The following is a 14,443-nucleotide window of genomic DNA, read 5'->3' on the forward strand; positions in this document are numbered from 1 at the left end:
CTGTTTTGGAGGGTTTGGATGGATGACCGCCTTAGACGCGAACGAACACGGAAACGATTACGATAACGTGAACGATTACGATAGCAGGAACGAAAACGTTGTTGTGGGGGTGTCGATAGGCGACTTTCCACTTTCACCATATCCGTTAGTGTTTACGTATGCGATTATGATAACGAAAACGTAAACGATGGCACGAACGATTTCATACACGGTCTACAGCGAGGCCGGCGGCGTCGGCAAAACGACGCTCGCAGCGAACCTCGCACATGGCCACGAAGAGAACGGTGACGACGTCCTCGCTATCGACCTCGACCCGCAGGAAGGATCCCTGACGCACCTGCTGGACGTCGGAGAGAACCGCGCGGACCCGGACGCAGACAACATCGTCCGACACCTCATCGGCCAGCCGAGAGGAGACGTTGAGGACCTCATCGAGGAGACCGAGGAAGGCATCGACGTCATCCCGAGTCATCACATGCTGGAGCGGCTCACCCGTCTCCTCTACGAGGCAGAGGACCGCGCTGACGGTGAGTTCCATCCGGAACGCCAGTTACATCGCGTGCTCGGCGAATCAGGCATCCCGAGCGAGTACGACGTGATTCTGGTCGACCCACCGGCGACGAGCGGCGACCATCTCTACAACGCGATTTACGCGACGCGCTCGCTCGTGCTGCCGCTAGAACTGTCCGGGAAGGGAGAGCAAAGCGTCGAAGGCCTCGGTGAGCTCGTCGACGGGCTTGAGCGGAACGTCGGCATCGACGTCGGCGTGCTCGCGGTCGTGCCGAACGGTGTCAAGCACACGACCGACCAGGAGGAGTACCGCGAGGAGATCGAGGACCTCGGCTACAACGTGCCCGTGGTCATCGACGACCGGACGTCGCTGATGCAGGGCATGTGGCGCGAGCAGTGTACGGCGTTCCGCTACGTCGAGGAGCACCGTTCGCGGCGCCGCGACTACGAGGTCGAGACGCTTGAGGAGATTCGAGAGCTCGTGCAGTTCATTACACGCGAAACGCGGGGTGTTGAGGTATGACTGGTATGAAGTCCGGTGCTGGCGAGGATCCATGGGACGACGAACCCGAGGAGCCGGAGTCTCAGAGCGAGGGCGAGGAGGCGCTGTTCGACGAGGAAGCTGAGGAAGACGTCTCCGAAACGACGCCGGCGGACATCATCGCGGAGAAGCTGGGAGAGATTGAGGCCGGCGAGCTGCGGACGAACGTGAATTTCCGGCACGAGAAGTCGAAGGCAATCCTCGCGGCGATGGATGAGTCCGAGGAGCTTCGTGAGGAGCTTGCAGCGCTCGGTGATGCTGTCGGCGTGGACCTCGACCCGGACGAGTTAGACCAGTCGTCCGTGGCGCGTGCGGCGTTCCTCGCTGGACTGGCGTCTGTGGCGCCGGAAGTGCTGGAGACGTTCGACGAGGCGGAAGACAAGCACGAAGGCGACTCGCTGCTCTAGGAAGCACCATCGCGAGTCGTCTGAGTGCGTCGACGGTGGATTTAGGGTGGTGTCGCCGACGGTGACGTCTTTTGCGGTGACTGTGAAAGACGGTTAGGCGTGCCAGAGACCAGGTGCGCGAACTTCGCGACGCACGTGATGCTGTATGCTGCGATAACGACCAGGGCAATGGCGACGAAGCCGGTGTTGGCGTAATCGAGTATGTCGCCTAACGAGACGTCTTCGAGGGCTCCGTCAAGCCGATCAACGACGCGGTCGTCGTGTAGGCGGCCGGCGTTTAATCGTCGCTGGATTCCTTGCTGTTCTCGTCTTCGCCGGACGCTGAGTGGTCTTGGGTGTTCGTGGAGAAACTAGCCGTATCGGCGTCTGACCGACTCCACTCGTCGGAGGATTCCGTGACGTCGCTGCTGTCCATCCGTGAGTCGTCTGGCTGGTTGTCCATAGCTGGCTCCGCGTCTTCCCGCGCCTCCGTGCTGTCGTTGGTGGCTGTGGTACCCTCGTATTCTTCGAGGTCCGTCTGCGCGTGGTTCTCGGACTCCGGTTCTCCGTTTCCATCATCATACTCGTCGATGGAAGCCTGCCGCCTCGCGTTGCCGCCGTCGTCGTCGTTCGACCAGTATTTCTCGCGGAGCTGTTCACTCCGGAGTGCCATATTCTCCTTCGCTCGCATGCGATACCGGTGCATTCCTTCGGCCGCTGAATTTGCCGTATTGACGGTTGCGTCCGTCGCGTCACTAGCAATGCCGCGGGCTGTGGACTCCTCTGCGCGCCGGTTTCGCGCAATTGTATCCGTGGCTCGTTCCGCCCCACTCTTTGTTTTCTTCCCAGCTGTCACCGCACCTTTCCCAGCTCCTTTTGCGGTCCCTTTGGCGGCGCGTTTACTCCCGCGTGCAGCTTTGCGTGCGCCTGACCCGACGCGTTCGGCACGCTGCTGACGACGACGTCGCTGCGACCGCATCCGCCGTGACGACGAGAAATCCGTCTTCGGGTCGTGCTTGTGTTCCTCGCTCGTCCCACTCGACGTTCCGCCACTACGGCTACCGCCACTTCTGTTGCCCGAAGCCTGTGACGAACCATTGCTTGCTGCCGCTGCGCCTGCCCCTGACGCCCGCATCCCACGAGACACCCCACGGCCTGTCCGCGACCCCGTCCGGACAGCACTTGACACCTGCGACGAGAACGAAAACACGTACTTCGGAACCAGCGCTGCACCCGCAATCGTCGCGAATCCAAGAACTGTTGACGTCATCCCTGCCCCAATTCCGCCGGTTCCTGTGGCAGCGGCCCCTCCGTTGCCTTGGAGGAGTAATGCGCCAATTCGGAGTAGTAAGGCGGTCGGGAGGGTCATTAAGACGAGCGGAATGAATTTCCCCATCATGCTCTTTGCCCATCCTCAGTACCTCACAAAGCATCGCCAGTTAGCCTGACCTGAGCCATCTGTTCTGTTGTGATGAGTCGTCAGTAACGGTCGAGCAACGCTGATCGAAGAGGGAGCTGTCGCTGTCGGCGGCAGTCAGCCGCCGACGCGACAGCGTTGCCACTCCTGAAGGGAGCTTGCTCGGTCGGTGACTACCGGTGGAACCGGTCGTCAGGTGGCCGATTCGCGGGGACGGCCCGACGCACCGCGAGGGCCGTCCACGCAGCCCGCCGAACCATATTCACGAACTCCTTGTACGGCCACCACCAGAGGCGACGCCCGCCTCGGCGCGGCGTCGCCACGTATTCGTAGTGCAGATACCGCCACGCATTCTGCAAGAGCAGACTCACCACAACGTACAGAAGTCTCACCGTCGCGTTTCGCGTCGTTGTCGTCGCTATCGCTTGCTCGGACAAGCGATAGCTTGACTCGATACCGAAGCGTTTCGAGTAATGGTATCGAGCCTGGCGTGGTGTCTCGATAAACGGCGCGTCAGCGGCGTAGCCGTGACGCGCCACACCGTGGTCGTCGTACCGTCCGTTCAGGTACGTACAGTCGATGTAGACGGGAAACTCGACGGTCCAGCTGTGACCGTCGAGTTTCCCCGTCAGATCGTGTTGAATGACGCGACTCCACCCTTCCGCAAGTTCCTGCTGAATCGTCTTCCCCCACTGAATGATCGGGACCACGTAGGCGTAGTTGTGCGCCTGCAACAGCGTGAGACACTTGCTGTCGTAGAATCCGCGATCAAGGTAGACGGCCTTGACATCGGCGTCAAGGCCGTCGAGTACACCAAGAAACTCAGCGAGGACACTGCTGGCGGTGTCGCCGTCTTCGAGACGGCGCACCGCCAGCGTATATCGTTTGTTCTTCACACGCGCGTAGAGTGTGGCGTAGGCGTGGAATGCGGTGGTTCCACGCTTGGCTTCCGAGTGATAGAGGTTCTCCGTGTCGTCTTCATCACCGTAGTAGGGCCGCAGGTGGAGGTCTGCGCAGACCTCCACCTGCTCAGGAAGCAGTTCGACGATATCTCGTCGAAGAAGCGTGTTAGCGACTCGTTCGAGCCGTTTGGGCTCGAACTTCGTCCGGAGATGGTAGAGGATCGTGTTGGCAGCGGGGCCGTTCTGACTCGACGCACAGAGCGTAGAGACAGAGGTCCCGTCGGCGCAAGCGCCGACGAGGACCTCATAGATGCCCTCAGTAGTGATTTCAGCGTTATTGGCTAAGGAAAGCGGAACTTCCTCCTCAAGGGTGTTGACGAGAAAGTTAAGAAGCTGGTCCTCGTGAATCTCACTGTCTGCTTGCTGGGTCGTAGACACACCTTCAGCAAGCAGACGTTCTAACTAAGCGGCTTTGTGATGTACTGATCCTTCAACGGGCTTGATGGGGACTATCCAGAACATCAACAGAATGGGCATCGCGACCATATAGGCGTAGATGCCGACTCGCCGGAGTAGGAAAACAGCAATAACTACCAGTAGGACGCTTGAACCAGCGATATAGATAAGCAGGGCGACGATGCCCGTGCCGGCTGCAGAAGTGGCAGATCCGGTGATTGCTGATGCAAATTGGTCTGCTGCACCTCCGAGAATGACGTCTGCGAGGTCGTTGTTGAATTTGAGGAACCAACCGCCAAACCACCACCATGAATAGGCGAGCGGATAGGCGAAGACAGCTCGACGAATGCTCGTCTGCTTCTGTTTTGGCGTGAAAATGTTGAAGAACATCGCGAGCCCGAGCGCTAGCCCGAATAGTGTGGGAAGAAGCAGGATGACGGTGTCGTTGTATATGTTCTGGAAGAGGGTCGCCCACGGATCCTTCGTCGGGCTGCCAAATGAATAGAGATTATCGGGGTAGGGGGTGCTGGTGAGGTAGTCCGCTGCGAGGCTGAATAACCACTTGACGAATCCACGGACTGGCTCGACGAGCCCACCAATAACGTCGTAGATGGCATTTTTAACTGTCTGTCCGATTCCCGGCATAGATTAGTTCACAATTTCTATCTCTATTATATTTTTGTCGATAAAACGTTCTAGAAAATGAGAATGGGCTACGACTCGCTAACAGTCCAATCCTGAATCGACGACTTTTGACAGCCAACACTCCCCACAGATTGCACTTGACTACCAAACAAGGTGAAATCGAGATCTACGGTCGCCACATGCTCATGTGCCGTCTCAAGAACGACATCTGCACTTCGCGACTCACCCGTACACAACTCGTCCGAATCCCCCGTTAACGGTGACCCACGAGACGTTACTGTCATCGATTCGCCCGGGTTAAATTCCGCAGTCGCCCTTCCGCTAATCCTTGGTCGTTCGAAGCGAGGCGGCGTCGGATTCGGGACGTCCCCCTCAACACGTAGTACCTCAATTTGCGTCGGGAGATCTCCCGTATTCGACAGTTCCAGAGCAATCTTATCAGTCACCTGCTTATCTGAGCCAACCCCGCTGGACTTGGCGAGAGTAATATTGTCGACCTCGAAACTCCGTTCAAGCGTAATCGACTGCTCTCCGACAACATTTCCGTTTTTGACGGCAACGACGTCGAACGCACCGGCTTTAAGCCCGGTAAGAGGCAGCTGTGTTGCGGTGCCGGTAGCGAGTTCACGGCGGGCAACCTCGGATCCGTTACTGTTGCGGAGGGTAACTGCGGAGATCGATGTGTCCGTGAGTGCGACGTCCAGGGCTGCGCCTTCCTCGTTCTCGGTGGGGAGGCTGCCAGTGGTCGGCTCGACCGCCTCGAAGACATCTGCGTTCGACGACTGCGTGGACGTCGACGTGTTTGTTGCGGCTGTGGCATCTCCGCTCTCGGAGTCGTTGGAATTGTTGGAGGTGGAGTTACAGCCGGCGAAGACCGTGACGGCGGCTGTACCGATGGAAGCGAGGGCCGCACGGCGGCGCTGGTCTGGCATAAATCGGATAATCTATGCGACCGGAAAATCACTTTCGGGTACTCGAGCGCTAACCAACATATTCCATGCGTTGACTACGTTTGTTGGTTAGGATGGTGGTCTGTTACTATAACGGGGACACCCCGTTCACCATGCCGTTAGGGCTAGCCCTAACGGTTATTATGTTAGGGATTATACTAACACTTGTGGATGAGCGATGAGGTCATCGTTCTCGAAGACGAAATCGAAGCCTACGCGGACAACACAGTCGCCCGAATCCGCATCCTCGACGTCCCCGAATCCGACAAATTCCCTGAAGGCGTCAAATACGCGTTCCACTACGGCGAAGCCGGCGGCGACACGCCCATCATTCGATTCGACAACCTCTACCGAGCGTGGCGGGCAGCACTCCCCGAAGAGAAACGCACCAACTGGTAGCCACTAACCAACACACCATGACTCAGACACTCCACGTCACGATTGGCTCCCCCGACCGTAGCGGCCTCGAAGACCATCTCAAAGCGATTGATGCTGGTGAGGACGTCACGGCCCACAATCCGACGCTTGCCATCGAAGACCTCGAAACGTTCGGGCGGGTGTTCCGCAGCACGAACCTTGAGCTCCTAGAAGCTATCGTCGAACACAATCCCAGCAGCATTCGGGAACTTGCGCGTCTCGTCGACCGGAACCCCCCGGAGGTCTTGGAGAACGTCAACGAGCTCGCAGACTACGGCCTCCTAGAACTCAAGGAAGATGGACAGGCGAAACGCCCGGTCGTCTGGTACGACAAGATCGACATCGACCTCCCGCTGACGTCGACGGGAGCCCAACGGGACCCGGCAAACGCCTAGCGCCCGGTTCTCGCCCTCAGTGTTAACCAACACCGGCCGAATCTGTCGGCAGGTGTTGGTTAGAGTAGTATTGGCCGAGCGACCCTGAACGAGCCGCGGTTGCCCGGTTGTGTGAACAAGAATGTCCTCAGGACACAGTGTCGCCGTGAATCAGCGTCTAAACGGATGAACCTTCTAATCTTCCCACGAATTCGTTCACAAAGGATTCCCGATCTCGTGTGCACATCTCGAAAATCAGTTATCTCGACGTGGAGCCCCGTGAGGAGACAGAAAGAAGACGGAACATGAGCTGACCAGCACACTTTTTATTCGCCTTCCTAGATTCGGAAGCATGGTTAACCGCCGTAGGCTACTTGCTTCAGGCGCGACTGCCGTTATCGCTGCCTCATCGGGCTGCTTAAGTAAGAATTCAGACGCCAGCAGCGCGATTAGTGAATATCGTCTCGGTCATGGTTACTTCCAAGACGCTGAGGAAACCTCTCCTAACGTTTCAGAAACGAAAGACCGCAAAGAGCCAGCATTATTCAGAGAATCGGCCAATTTGTTCAAGCAGGCTCAGCAGAAATTCTCGGAGGCGAAACAGTTAGCGAATACTGAGCGCGCGAAGAAGATTGCACAGATTGCTCTTGAAAAGTCTGCTCTCAAATCACAGGAGATGAATCAGCTTGCCCAAGATAATACCCAAATGGCAATCACGAAATCACAGTTAGCTGGTGACCGCCGACTCGCATCCGTTTCTGAATTCAAAGACGCGACGAATAATTCCTATTTCTCCTTCTAAACCACCTGGTCAATCTGGTAACTCTGGCCTGAAACCATACCAGATTTGATAGAATACCGCTATCGGCCTTGAATGGTTTCGCGCTCGCCAGCAGGGCTGGTTGCGGGTGCGGCTGCGGGGCGGTGGGGAGTGTTTTGGATTGGTGGCCTTAGGCACACGTTCTTTGGTTCCGTTTGGCGACTCAAGTTCTAACCAACAGGCTACTCTTCCGTCCTTAGATGTTGGTTAGGATTCGTCACGCAATTCCGTAACATCGGCTGGCGTGATATGAGACGAGCGACCCCACTGTTTCCGCTGTTCTTTGGTTCGGGTGGGATGTATATTTGACTACCCTCCCACCCCACTGCTTCCGCTGTTCTAGTGAAGAAGTGATGGGGATAATTCCAGCATCCCCATCATTTACCGAATAAAGATGGACTACGGATTAATTTTACATTCAACGTCATAAAGGTATCTTCTAGAAATAGACACAACCAGCACTAAACAGGAGACGACAACAGCAAGAAACCAACTAGGTGGCTGTCCTACGAGCAGCATCCTCAAGAAACTCGAAGAACAGCGGAAGCAGTGGGGTGGGGGTGTCCAGTACGACTCTTGCAAAACACCCCACCAAAACCGCGACCAGTACCTCAATCCCCAATACTCGCTAATGCGGATTGAATCGTCTTCACTTCATACACCAGCTCGTGTTTCGTGAACTTCCCACCACTCCGTCCCTGATTAATCTCGTTCCGAGACGCAATCCCAAGCTGGCTAAGAGCCGCAAGATTATCCCGAATCGACCGCACCGACACAGGGTCCTTCCCCGTCTCCTCACAGATCTTCCGGTAAATCGGAATAATCTCTTGAGTCCGTGCCGGCGTCGCACCCTCGTTAGTCATATTCATCAACGTCCGCAGGAGAACCCGTGCGTGCTCGGAAAGATCCGAAATCCCCTCCGCGATAATCTCCTTCTCAATCTCTTCTTTCCCCCGATTGACGTGCTCCTCTCGAATCATCTCATCGTGGTTCTTTCTCGCGAGATCGCCCGCCATCAAGAGCAGATCAAGCGCCCGTCGCGCATCACCCGACTCACGCGCTCCATGCGCAGCACAAAGCGGAATTACATCCTCACTCAGCGTGTCGTCGTAGAACGCCACTTCTTCACGCTGTTTGAGGACTTCTCGGAGCTGTCGCGCATCGTAGGCGGAGAAACTGACCACGCGCTCACAGAGGGATGAACGAACTTTTGACGAGAGATTCTCGCGGAACGTCAGGTCGTTCGAGATGCCGATAATACCGAGGTTGACGTCGGAGATGTTGCCGTTGTCTCGAGCTCGGGTGAGCTGGTAGAGAATTGAATCGTCGTTGAGATGGTCAACTTCGTCAAGGACGATGAGGACCGTCCCATCACAGGCGTCTAGTTCCTCCCAGAGGAACTGGTAGACCTTCGACTGGGGGTAGCCAGTCGAAGCAATCTGGTCTTCGTGTGGCCGGAGCTGGTTGACAATCTCGATGGCGGTCTGGTAGCTGGTGTTGAGGCCGTCGCAGTTCACTTCGACGACAGTGACGCTGACGCCGGGGACTTCTTCAACGTCTTCCTGGAGTTGGCCGAGAAGATATCGGGTGGCGGCTGTTTTCCCGACGCCGCTTTTCCCGTAGAGGAAGATGTTGGAGGGGTTTTCGTCGTTGATGACTGGTTGGAGGGCCGCGTGGAACTCCTCGAGTTCGTCGTCGCGCCCGACGAGTGTGTTCGGAGTGTAGTCCTCCGTGAGGGCGTCTCGATCCCGGAAGATCTGGGTGTCCTGTTCGAACGTGAAGTCGGCCATGGCTGCACGTGGAAAGGATGAGACAATAAATCCACCGACCACCCACTTCCGGTGTTTCCGTTGAAATGAATGTATATAAACAATCCCGGGTATCCCAACCCCAGTACTTCCGTTGTTCTCTATATTTCCCCTCCTTGCTATCTTAGCTACTTCTCTGGCGACCCTGAACGAGCCGCGGTTACCCAACCGGGTGAACACACGTACGCTCACCGCACGGTGTCTCTGTGAATCAGCGTCTGAGCGGGTGAATATTTTAATCTCCAATTTGTTTACTCAGAATCCCCAATCACGTGTGAACATCTCGGAAACGAATTCTCTTAGCGTGCAACCCGGTGGTTCACGCGGAAACTCGTTTCCTGGGGATTCGATGAATCGCTAAGTACACGTTATGTACTGATTGTTACCTGCCCATCGTTGTCGATGCCGATTGTGGTTGCAGAATCATCGCTTGGGAAGGTGTACGTCTTGACAGTCGTGTTCCCATCGACGGTCACCGCGACCTGGTACTCGCCGTTTTCGCCGAACGCTTCCAGCTGAGTATCCGATTCGGCGTCAAGCGTCCGACCGGCCGAATACACCAGCTCTCCGCCACTGGTAATTTCAACCATAACTGCGTGGCTGACATTATCTTGATTGACCAACTGCATCGTATCGGTCGGGGTACTACTGTTCTGGAACGCACTACAACCCGCCGTGACGACGAGCAGACCGACGAGCAGGCCGAGTGCTATTTGTTTCCGTGGAGGGCTCACAGGCTAACGTCGCAAACAAAACAGAAAAAATTTGCCAAGATACCGTAGTTAGACCCCCATTTTGCGCCCATTTCACGAGGACTGCTAAGGAATTTATACGTCAAGGTGGTCCGAGGTCACGTGCCCGCCGCAATTCTGGCATTCGTTTGGTCAGGTGGGTGCGGGTTCGTCGCTGGATTCGGCTCCGGCCAACTCAACATCCAGGTGCATTCGCTCGTAGGGAACGTACGGCCGCTTCGCCTGTCCATCGTCAGCGATGAACAACAGACCGTAGTCTGCGAGTCGGGTGACGTCGTCGTGGACGGTCCGGTAGTCGCGGTCAAGCGCCTCCGCGAGCGCAGAGATACTCTCTGCGGCACCCTCGGCCGCGACAAGCACGCGCAGCAGTTCGAGACGCCGGTTCATGAAGACGTTCCAGAGTTCACCCACCGTTGCGAACGAGACGACTGCCGGCTGCTCATCGCCATCGCTAACCGCATCAGCAGCGGCAAGCGTCTGCTCGCGTGTGTGGTCGAAGCCCTCGACGGTGACGCGAAGGACGTCAGGGTGAGGGCGGTCGCGAGGGTCGCGGTACTTCTCGGGCCAGCCGTCGCCAGACGTGTCAGTCATTGTTCCGTAGCAAAGACAGAAGAGGGGAGAGGCGGCTACTCGAGTTGGTTGAGGAGTTCGCGGTCCTCGTCGATAATTTCTCGAACCCGCTCCCGGTGCTTGTCGGATCCGTCTGGTTCGCGGTCTTCGTAACTCATGATATCATGTGTCTGACTTCGAGCACCGTGAATTTTCTCACGGTTCGGGGTCTTCGCCGATGTTACTGGCCCCTGCCACTTCACAATCGTTTCTGCATTATCTATAGCGAGGGTGTCATAGAACGATTACCACACCAAAGAGCAGGGTGAATGCTGAGATGGTATGGCCTCAGCGACCCTGCAAGATGATCCTTCGGTAGAGACGTTCTTCAATGTCGCGGAGACCGAGACGCTAGCGCTGTTTGAGCACCTCTCCTTCGAGTTTCTCGAAGAGTTCGACGTGTTCGCCCCGGCGCAGACGGGGCGAACACGAGAGCACGAACCACCAGAGCTGATGCGTGGCTTCCTCCACTGCTACTACAAGGACATCTATGGAATTCGTCCAGTTGAACGAGAGCTTCGGAACACGGTTGTCTGGCTGAGCTGTGGCTTCGATCGACCGCCGTCGAGAGACGCGGTCGATCGCTTTCTCACCGACCTCGAACACGTCGTCGACGAAGTCTTTGACCGACTCGTCGAGCAGGCCGCCGTCCGCGGCCTGCTCGACTTGACCTACTGTATCGATTCAACGGACGTGAGGGCGATGCCTGCCGATCAAGACGCGTCGAAGTGCTACGATCCAACCGACGACGAGTACTACTACGGCTACGGCTGTACGATCGTCTCGACCGGGCAAAAGATCCCAATCGCGGCGGAATTCACAGAGAGTAAACAAGCGCCAGAGGAGACGGCGATGCGCGTCACGCGTGACGCGCTCGCCGTCGCCAAGCCGATCTGGATGGTCGGTGACAGCGCCTACGACACGCTCGACTGGCACGACCACCTGCTGGCCGCAGGGGTCGTGCCAGTCGCGCCGTACAACGCGCGAAACACTGACGACCCGAAAGACATCGAGTACAGGGTCGAAGACCGCATCACCGAACACAGCGAGGACGTTCAGCTGAAGCAGTCCACGTTGGATGAGACGTACAACCGCCGTACTGGAGTCGAACGAACCAACGAATCAGTGAAGGACTGCGGCCTCGGGCGAACGCACGCCCGAGGCCGCGTCCACGCACGGGCGCAGGTGTTTGTTGCCCTGTGCCTTCGCCTCGTCGTCGCTATCACCAACTACGAACGTGGAGACAATCCGGGAAGTACGATCATCACGGTGTGAGAAGAGTTCTATGACACCCTCGTGCTATAGTAATCACAGTCAGCAGCGAAGAGCTAGGATAAGAGCTGATGTCCGTAATGAGGGCGTTTAGAGAGATTGAGAAGGGTCGGTTCGAGACGGGAAGTTTGTAACTCCCGAGTGGGGTGAGGTGGGATTGAAAAGGGATGTGACGGCCACGACCCAGCACGGTGTTGTCCTGGCGTGGTCGCCCCATCACCTCCCGCCTCTGAATCACATGCAATATCTTCCCCAGTGGCAACACACCGCCACCAAGTTGTATCAACCCCTGACCCAGCCCGTACTGTTTCGAGGGCCACGATGACGCGGCGGACGCGTCCCGAACAGGGACAGACCACACGCGAAGCACTCGAGATGCACCTCGCACAAGCACTCACTCGCTGTGAGTCAGCCGTCGTCCGTGCGCATCTGGAGGCTGCGTTACGGCAGTGTCGTGACCTCCCGCCGACGCCGCTCGTCGAGTGCCCGGTCTGTGGGCGAGTCGGATTGCCAGAGCGAATTCAAGCACACGACTGCTCGGAAGCGTCTCGCGACAGCTGACGACACAATCACAGCTCTCCACGCCTATTCTCTCATCGAAGAAGGCGAACCCGCACACCGCTGGAGAGAACGTCCCAATCCACCGTACCAGAGAACACGCGCCGAAGGCAAGTCGAAGCGTCTGTACTCCTCGCGACAAAGAATACGCTGACTATAGCCCATTCTCGAGCCGACGCCAGCACGAATACCGACAACGTCGGAGTCATTCTCGACGACGTGTAACAGCCAATTCAAAGCCTCTCTCGGATGATGGGTTTCGGTGTCTTCCACGGACGCGAGTTCATCACGCTTCGTGAGGACGGCCAGATTGCGCCGAACTCTACAGTCGGTGAACAGTACCTCGATGACAAGGAAGCCGTCATGCTCGCGTACAACGACAGTGGCAACGAGATCGCAATCATTCCCCTTGAGGAAAACTACGATCGGGGAGATGTCTACGCCCACCGCGCCGGTAAGACCCACACAATCTCGGCGCGAGGCTTCCTCAAGAACAACGACATCATGCCCGACGAAACCATCCGCTACACGCCAGAGTGGGACGACGACATCGGCGGCGACAACGTCGAAGGCGGCTTCCGACTTGACCTCGACCAAGAGGGCGAAGTCGTAACTATCGACTCATCCACGGAGGAAGTTACCGACGACACCAACGACGACGCCAGCGACGACACCGCAGCACCCGCTCAGTAACCGCCACCTGGACATCCCGAGTCGGTACCGCCCACCGCTAGCGCGCCATCCGACTCCTCACGTTGTTCTCTCCTCGCGCGGTCTCCTACCGGCACGATCGGTTACGAGCGCCACGGCGAGCACACGCTACGCTCAGGCGCACGACACAACGACACCACAGCCACGACGAATGAACGCCACCAGCACAGTCGATGGGTCTCCACACGACTTCGGGGGTGATGCACGGCGCAGTCCGCACAGGAGAATGCCGAACCCGTACTCCAGCAGCCACCACCGCGTGTTCGACACGATGCGGGTGGCGTGTACTGGTCGCGGGCGGTGGGGTCGAATCCGCTGAATCTGATCTGGCGTCTACACCGCCAGTACCGACAGTATACTGTTCGCACAACGAGCCCACACGCACGAAAGCCGAACGCAGTAACGTTTCTACAACGACGACGGACGTGAGAAACCTCAACGACACCCCGATCCCACAACCAGCACACCATCAACAACGAATCGTCCACAGTGACGCCCAGTACCGAACGCGAGTGCTCGGCAGTCGCCGCCCGAGCTCACCCCACGCTATCGCTGAGGTTGTCTTCCCCGTGATCATCGGCGGTGTTCTCCCACCGCTCTCGCCATACCTACCATATTCGATATAGTTTAGCCGGTGTTTTTCGGTTCTAAGTACACGACGGGGGCCGGATTCGGGGGTCTCATGTTTATGTCCGTAATTGCCAGATGGCAGTCGGATTCCGGGGGGTGCGTGTTTACTGCCACAGTAGAACTGCGGCGCAGACAGTAACTCGCGTAATTACCAGACGGCGTTGGGATTACGGGTGTCTGTGTTTACTCCCGTAAGTACCGGACGGCCCCAGAGTTTCACGGGGGTTGTATTTACTCGGTCAGAGCCCCCTCACAGAATCGCCCCGGCACCCTAATCACCAGACGGCGGCCGGATTCAGGGGGTGTATGTTTAGTACCGTAATCACCGGACGGCAGTAGGATTCGGCGTGTCTGTGTTTAACTCTTGAACCGGCTTCAAAACCCCGTGTAATCACCAGACGGCAATCGAATTGGGCGCTTCCATGTTTATTTATGCTTTCTACCTGTTAGTTTGTGTAATCACCAGATGGCGGTGCAATTCAGGGGGTAATCTGTTTAATTCGCCACCCCCAAATTCAGCCACATACGTTCAGCCACGGAACGAGACGCGATTATAGGGTCTATACAGAGTTCTCCACTTGTCTAATATGACCAGCGGAATTCACACAATTAGGGTTCAGGGAGGTTGAAGTTCCAGTTGGTAGTCGCGTGGCGGTTGATTCAGGCGGAGCCGGGTTGGAGGCGA

14 protein-coding genes are annotated in these 14,443 nt (G+C 57.1%); 7 read left to right on the forward strand and 7 right to left on the reverse strand.

Features of this window, described 5'->3' with window-relative positions; genetic code table 11:
- Positions 1-187: 187 nt before the first annotated feature.
- Both LT974_RS17425 and LT974_RS17430 read left to right on the forward strand, forming a co-directional pair.
- The gene (locus LT974_RS17425) at positions 188-1,033 is read left to right on the forward strand and encodes a ParA family protein (RefSeq protein ID WP_232590785.1); all 846 of its coding nucleotides are present in this window, start codon (positions 188-190) and stop codon (positions 1,031-1,033) included.
- Entirely contained in the window at positions 1,030-1,458 is a 429-nt protein-coding gene (locus tag LT974_RS17430) for a hypothetical protein (RefSeq protein WP_232590786.1), read from the forward strand. The genes LT974_RS17425 and LT974_RS17430 overlap by 4 nt, the downstream gene beginning before the upstream one ends.
- A gap of 277 nt (positions 1,459-1,735) precedes the next feature.
- On the opposite strand, the gene LT974_RS17435 is transcribed toward LT974_RS17430, so the two are convergent.
- The 4 genes from LT974_RS17435 to LT974_RS17450 all read right to left on the reverse strand — a co-directional run bounded on the left by LT974_RS17435 (position 1,736) and on the right by LT974_RS17450 (position 5,789).
- Positions 1,736-2,110: a hypothetical protein gene (locus LT974_RS17435; protein WP_232590787.1), complete on the reverse strand. Its 375-nt coding sequence runs from the start codon at positions 2,108-2,110 to the stop codon at positions 1,736-1,738.
- A 917-nt stretch (positions 2,111-3,027) separates the two neighbouring features.
- Positions 3,028-4,194 carry an ISH3 family transposase gene (locus tag LT974_RS17440; protein WP_136361172.1) on the reverse strand — a complete coding sequence of 389 codons (1,167 nt, stop codon included), beginning with the start codon at positions 4,192-4,194 and terminating at the stop codon, positions 3,028-3,030.
- 24 nt (positions 4,195-4,218) lie between these two features.
- Entirely contained in the window at positions 4,219-4,857 is a 639-nt protein-coding gene (locus LT974_RS17445) for a hypothetical protein (RefSeq protein ID WP_232590788.1), read from the reverse strand.
- Between the two features lie 68 nt (positions 4,858-4,925).
- Positions 4,926-5,789, reverse strand: a complete 864-nt coding sequence (locus LT974_RS17450) for a hypothetical protein (protein WP_232590789.1) — start codon at positions 5,787-5,789, stop codon at positions 4,926-4,928.
- 189 nt (positions 5,790-5,978) lie between these two features.
- Here LT974_RS17450 and LT974_RS17455 point away from each other — a divergent pair, with 189 nt between their 5' ends.
- The 3 genes from LT974_RS17455 (at position 5,979) to LT974_RS17465 (ending at position 7,400) form a co-directional block, all read left to right on the forward strand.
- Positions 5,979-6,206 (forward strand): toxin-antitoxin system TumE family protein, encoded by a 228-nt coding sequence (locus tag LT974_RS17455; RefSeq protein WP_232590790.1) that lies wholly within the window; start codon positions 5,979-5,981, stop codon positions 6,204-6,206.
- 17 nt (positions 6,207-6,223) lie between these two features.
- Positions 6,224-6,619, forward strand: a complete 396-nt coding sequence (locus LT974_RS17460; protein WP_232590791.1) for an HVO_A0114 family putative DNA-binding protein — start codon at positions 6,224-6,226, stop codon at positions 6,617-6,619.
- 331 nt (positions 6,620-6,950) lie between these two features.
- Positions 6,951-7,400, forward strand: a complete 450-nt coding sequence (locus tag LT974_RS17465) for a hypothetical protein (RefSeq protein WP_232590793.1) — start codon at positions 6,951-6,953, stop codon at positions 7,398-7,400.
- 629 nt (positions 7,401-8,029) lie between these two features.
- Here the strand turns inward: LT974_RS17465 and LT974_RS17470 are convergent.
- From LT974_RS17470 to LT974_RS17480, 3 genes are all read right to left on the reverse strand, one after another.
- Entirely contained in the window at positions 8,030-9,208 is a 1,179-nt protein-coding gene (locus tag LT974_RS17470) for an orc1/cdc6 family replication initiation protein (protein WP_232590810.1), read from the reverse strand.
- A gap of 386 nt (positions 9,209-9,594) precedes the next feature.
- Entirely contained in the window at positions 9,595-9,960 is a 366-nt protein-coding gene (locus LT974_RS17475; RefSeq protein ID WP_232590794.1) for a hypothetical protein, read from the reverse strand.
- 150 nt (positions 9,961-10,110) lie between these two features.
- Positions 10,111-10,569 (reverse strand): HVO_A0114 family putative DNA-binding protein, encoded by a 459-nt coding sequence (locus LT974_RS17480; RefSeq protein ID WP_232590795.1) that lies wholly within the window; start codon positions 10,567-10,569, stop codon positions 10,111-10,113.
- Positions 10,570-10,869: 300 nt separating this feature from the next.
- Here LT974_RS17480 and LT974_RS17485 point away from each other — a divergent pair, with 300 nt between their 5' ends.
- Entirely contained in the window at positions 10,870-11,862 is a 993-nt protein-coding gene (locus tag LT974_RS17485; protein WP_135830781.1) for a transposase, read from the forward strand.
- Positions 11,863-12,666: 804 nt separating this feature from the next.
- Positions 12,667-13,110: a hypothetical protein gene (locus LT974_RS17490; protein ID WP_232590796.1), complete on the forward strand. Its 444-nt coding sequence runs from the start codon at positions 12,667-12,669 to the stop codon at positions 13,108-13,110.
- Positions 13,111-14,443 lie beyond the last annotated feature (1,333 nt).

Origin of the sequence: Halobacterium noricense, from assembly GCF_021233435.1 — an archaeon.
GTDB lineage: Archaea > Halobacteriota > Halobacteria > Halobacteriales > Halobacteriaceae > Halobacterium > Halobacterium noricense.

What these genes read in the sequence shown, in the direction of transcription:
- LT974_RS17460 (WP_232590791.1), top strand. Translation starts at nt 6,224, where the DNA reads ATGACTCAGACACTCCACGTCACGATTGGCTCCCCCGACCGTAGCGGC.
- LT974_RS17445 (WP_232590788.1), bottom strand. Translation starts at nt 4,857, where the DNA reads ATGCCGGGAATCGGACAGACAGTTAAAAATGCCATCTACGACGTTATT.
- LT974_RS17425 (WP_232590785.1), top strand. Translation starts at nt 188, where the DNA reads ATGGCACGAACGATTTCATACACGGTCTACAGCGAGGCCGGCGGCGTC.
- LT974_RS17435 (WP_232590787.1), bottom strand. Translation starts at nt 2,110, where the DNA reads ATGGCACTCCGGAGTGAACAGCTCCGCGAGAAATACTGGTCGAACGAC.
- LT974_RS17470 (WP_232590810.1), bottom strand. Translation starts at nt 9,208, where the DNA reads ATGGCCGACTTCACGTTCGAACAGGACACCCAGATCTTCCGGGATCGA.
- LT974_RS17465 (WP_232590793.1), top strand. Translation starts at nt 6,951, where the DNA reads ATGGTTAACCGCCGTAGGCTACTTGCTTCAGGCGCGACTGCCGTTATC.
- LT974_RS17450 (WP_232590789.1), bottom strand. Translation starts at nt 5,789, where the DNA reads ATGCCAGACCAGCGCCGCCGTGCGGCCCTCGCTTCCATCGGTACAGCC.
- LT974_RS17490 (WP_232590796.1), top strand. Translation starts at nt 12,667, where the DNA reads ATGATGGGTTTCGGTGTCTTCCACGGACGCGAGTTCATCACGCTTCGT.
- LT974_RS17485 (WP_135830781.1), top strand. Translation starts at nt 10,870, where the DNA reads ATGGCCTCAGCGACCCTGCAAGATGATCCTTCGGTAGAGACGTTCTTC.
- LT974_RS17430 (WP_232590786.1), top strand. Translation starts at nt 1,030, where the DNA reads ATGACTGGTATGAAGTCCGGTGCTGGCGAGGATCCATGGGACGACGAA.
- LT974_RS17480 (WP_232590795.1), bottom strand. Translation starts at nt 10,569, where the DNA reads ATGACTGACACGTCTGGCGACGGCTGGCCCGAGAAGTACCGCGACCCT.
- LT974_RS17455 (WP_232590790.1), top strand. Translation starts at nt 5,979, where the DNA reads ATGAGCGATGAGGTCATCGTTCTCGAAGACGAAATCGAAGCCTACGCG.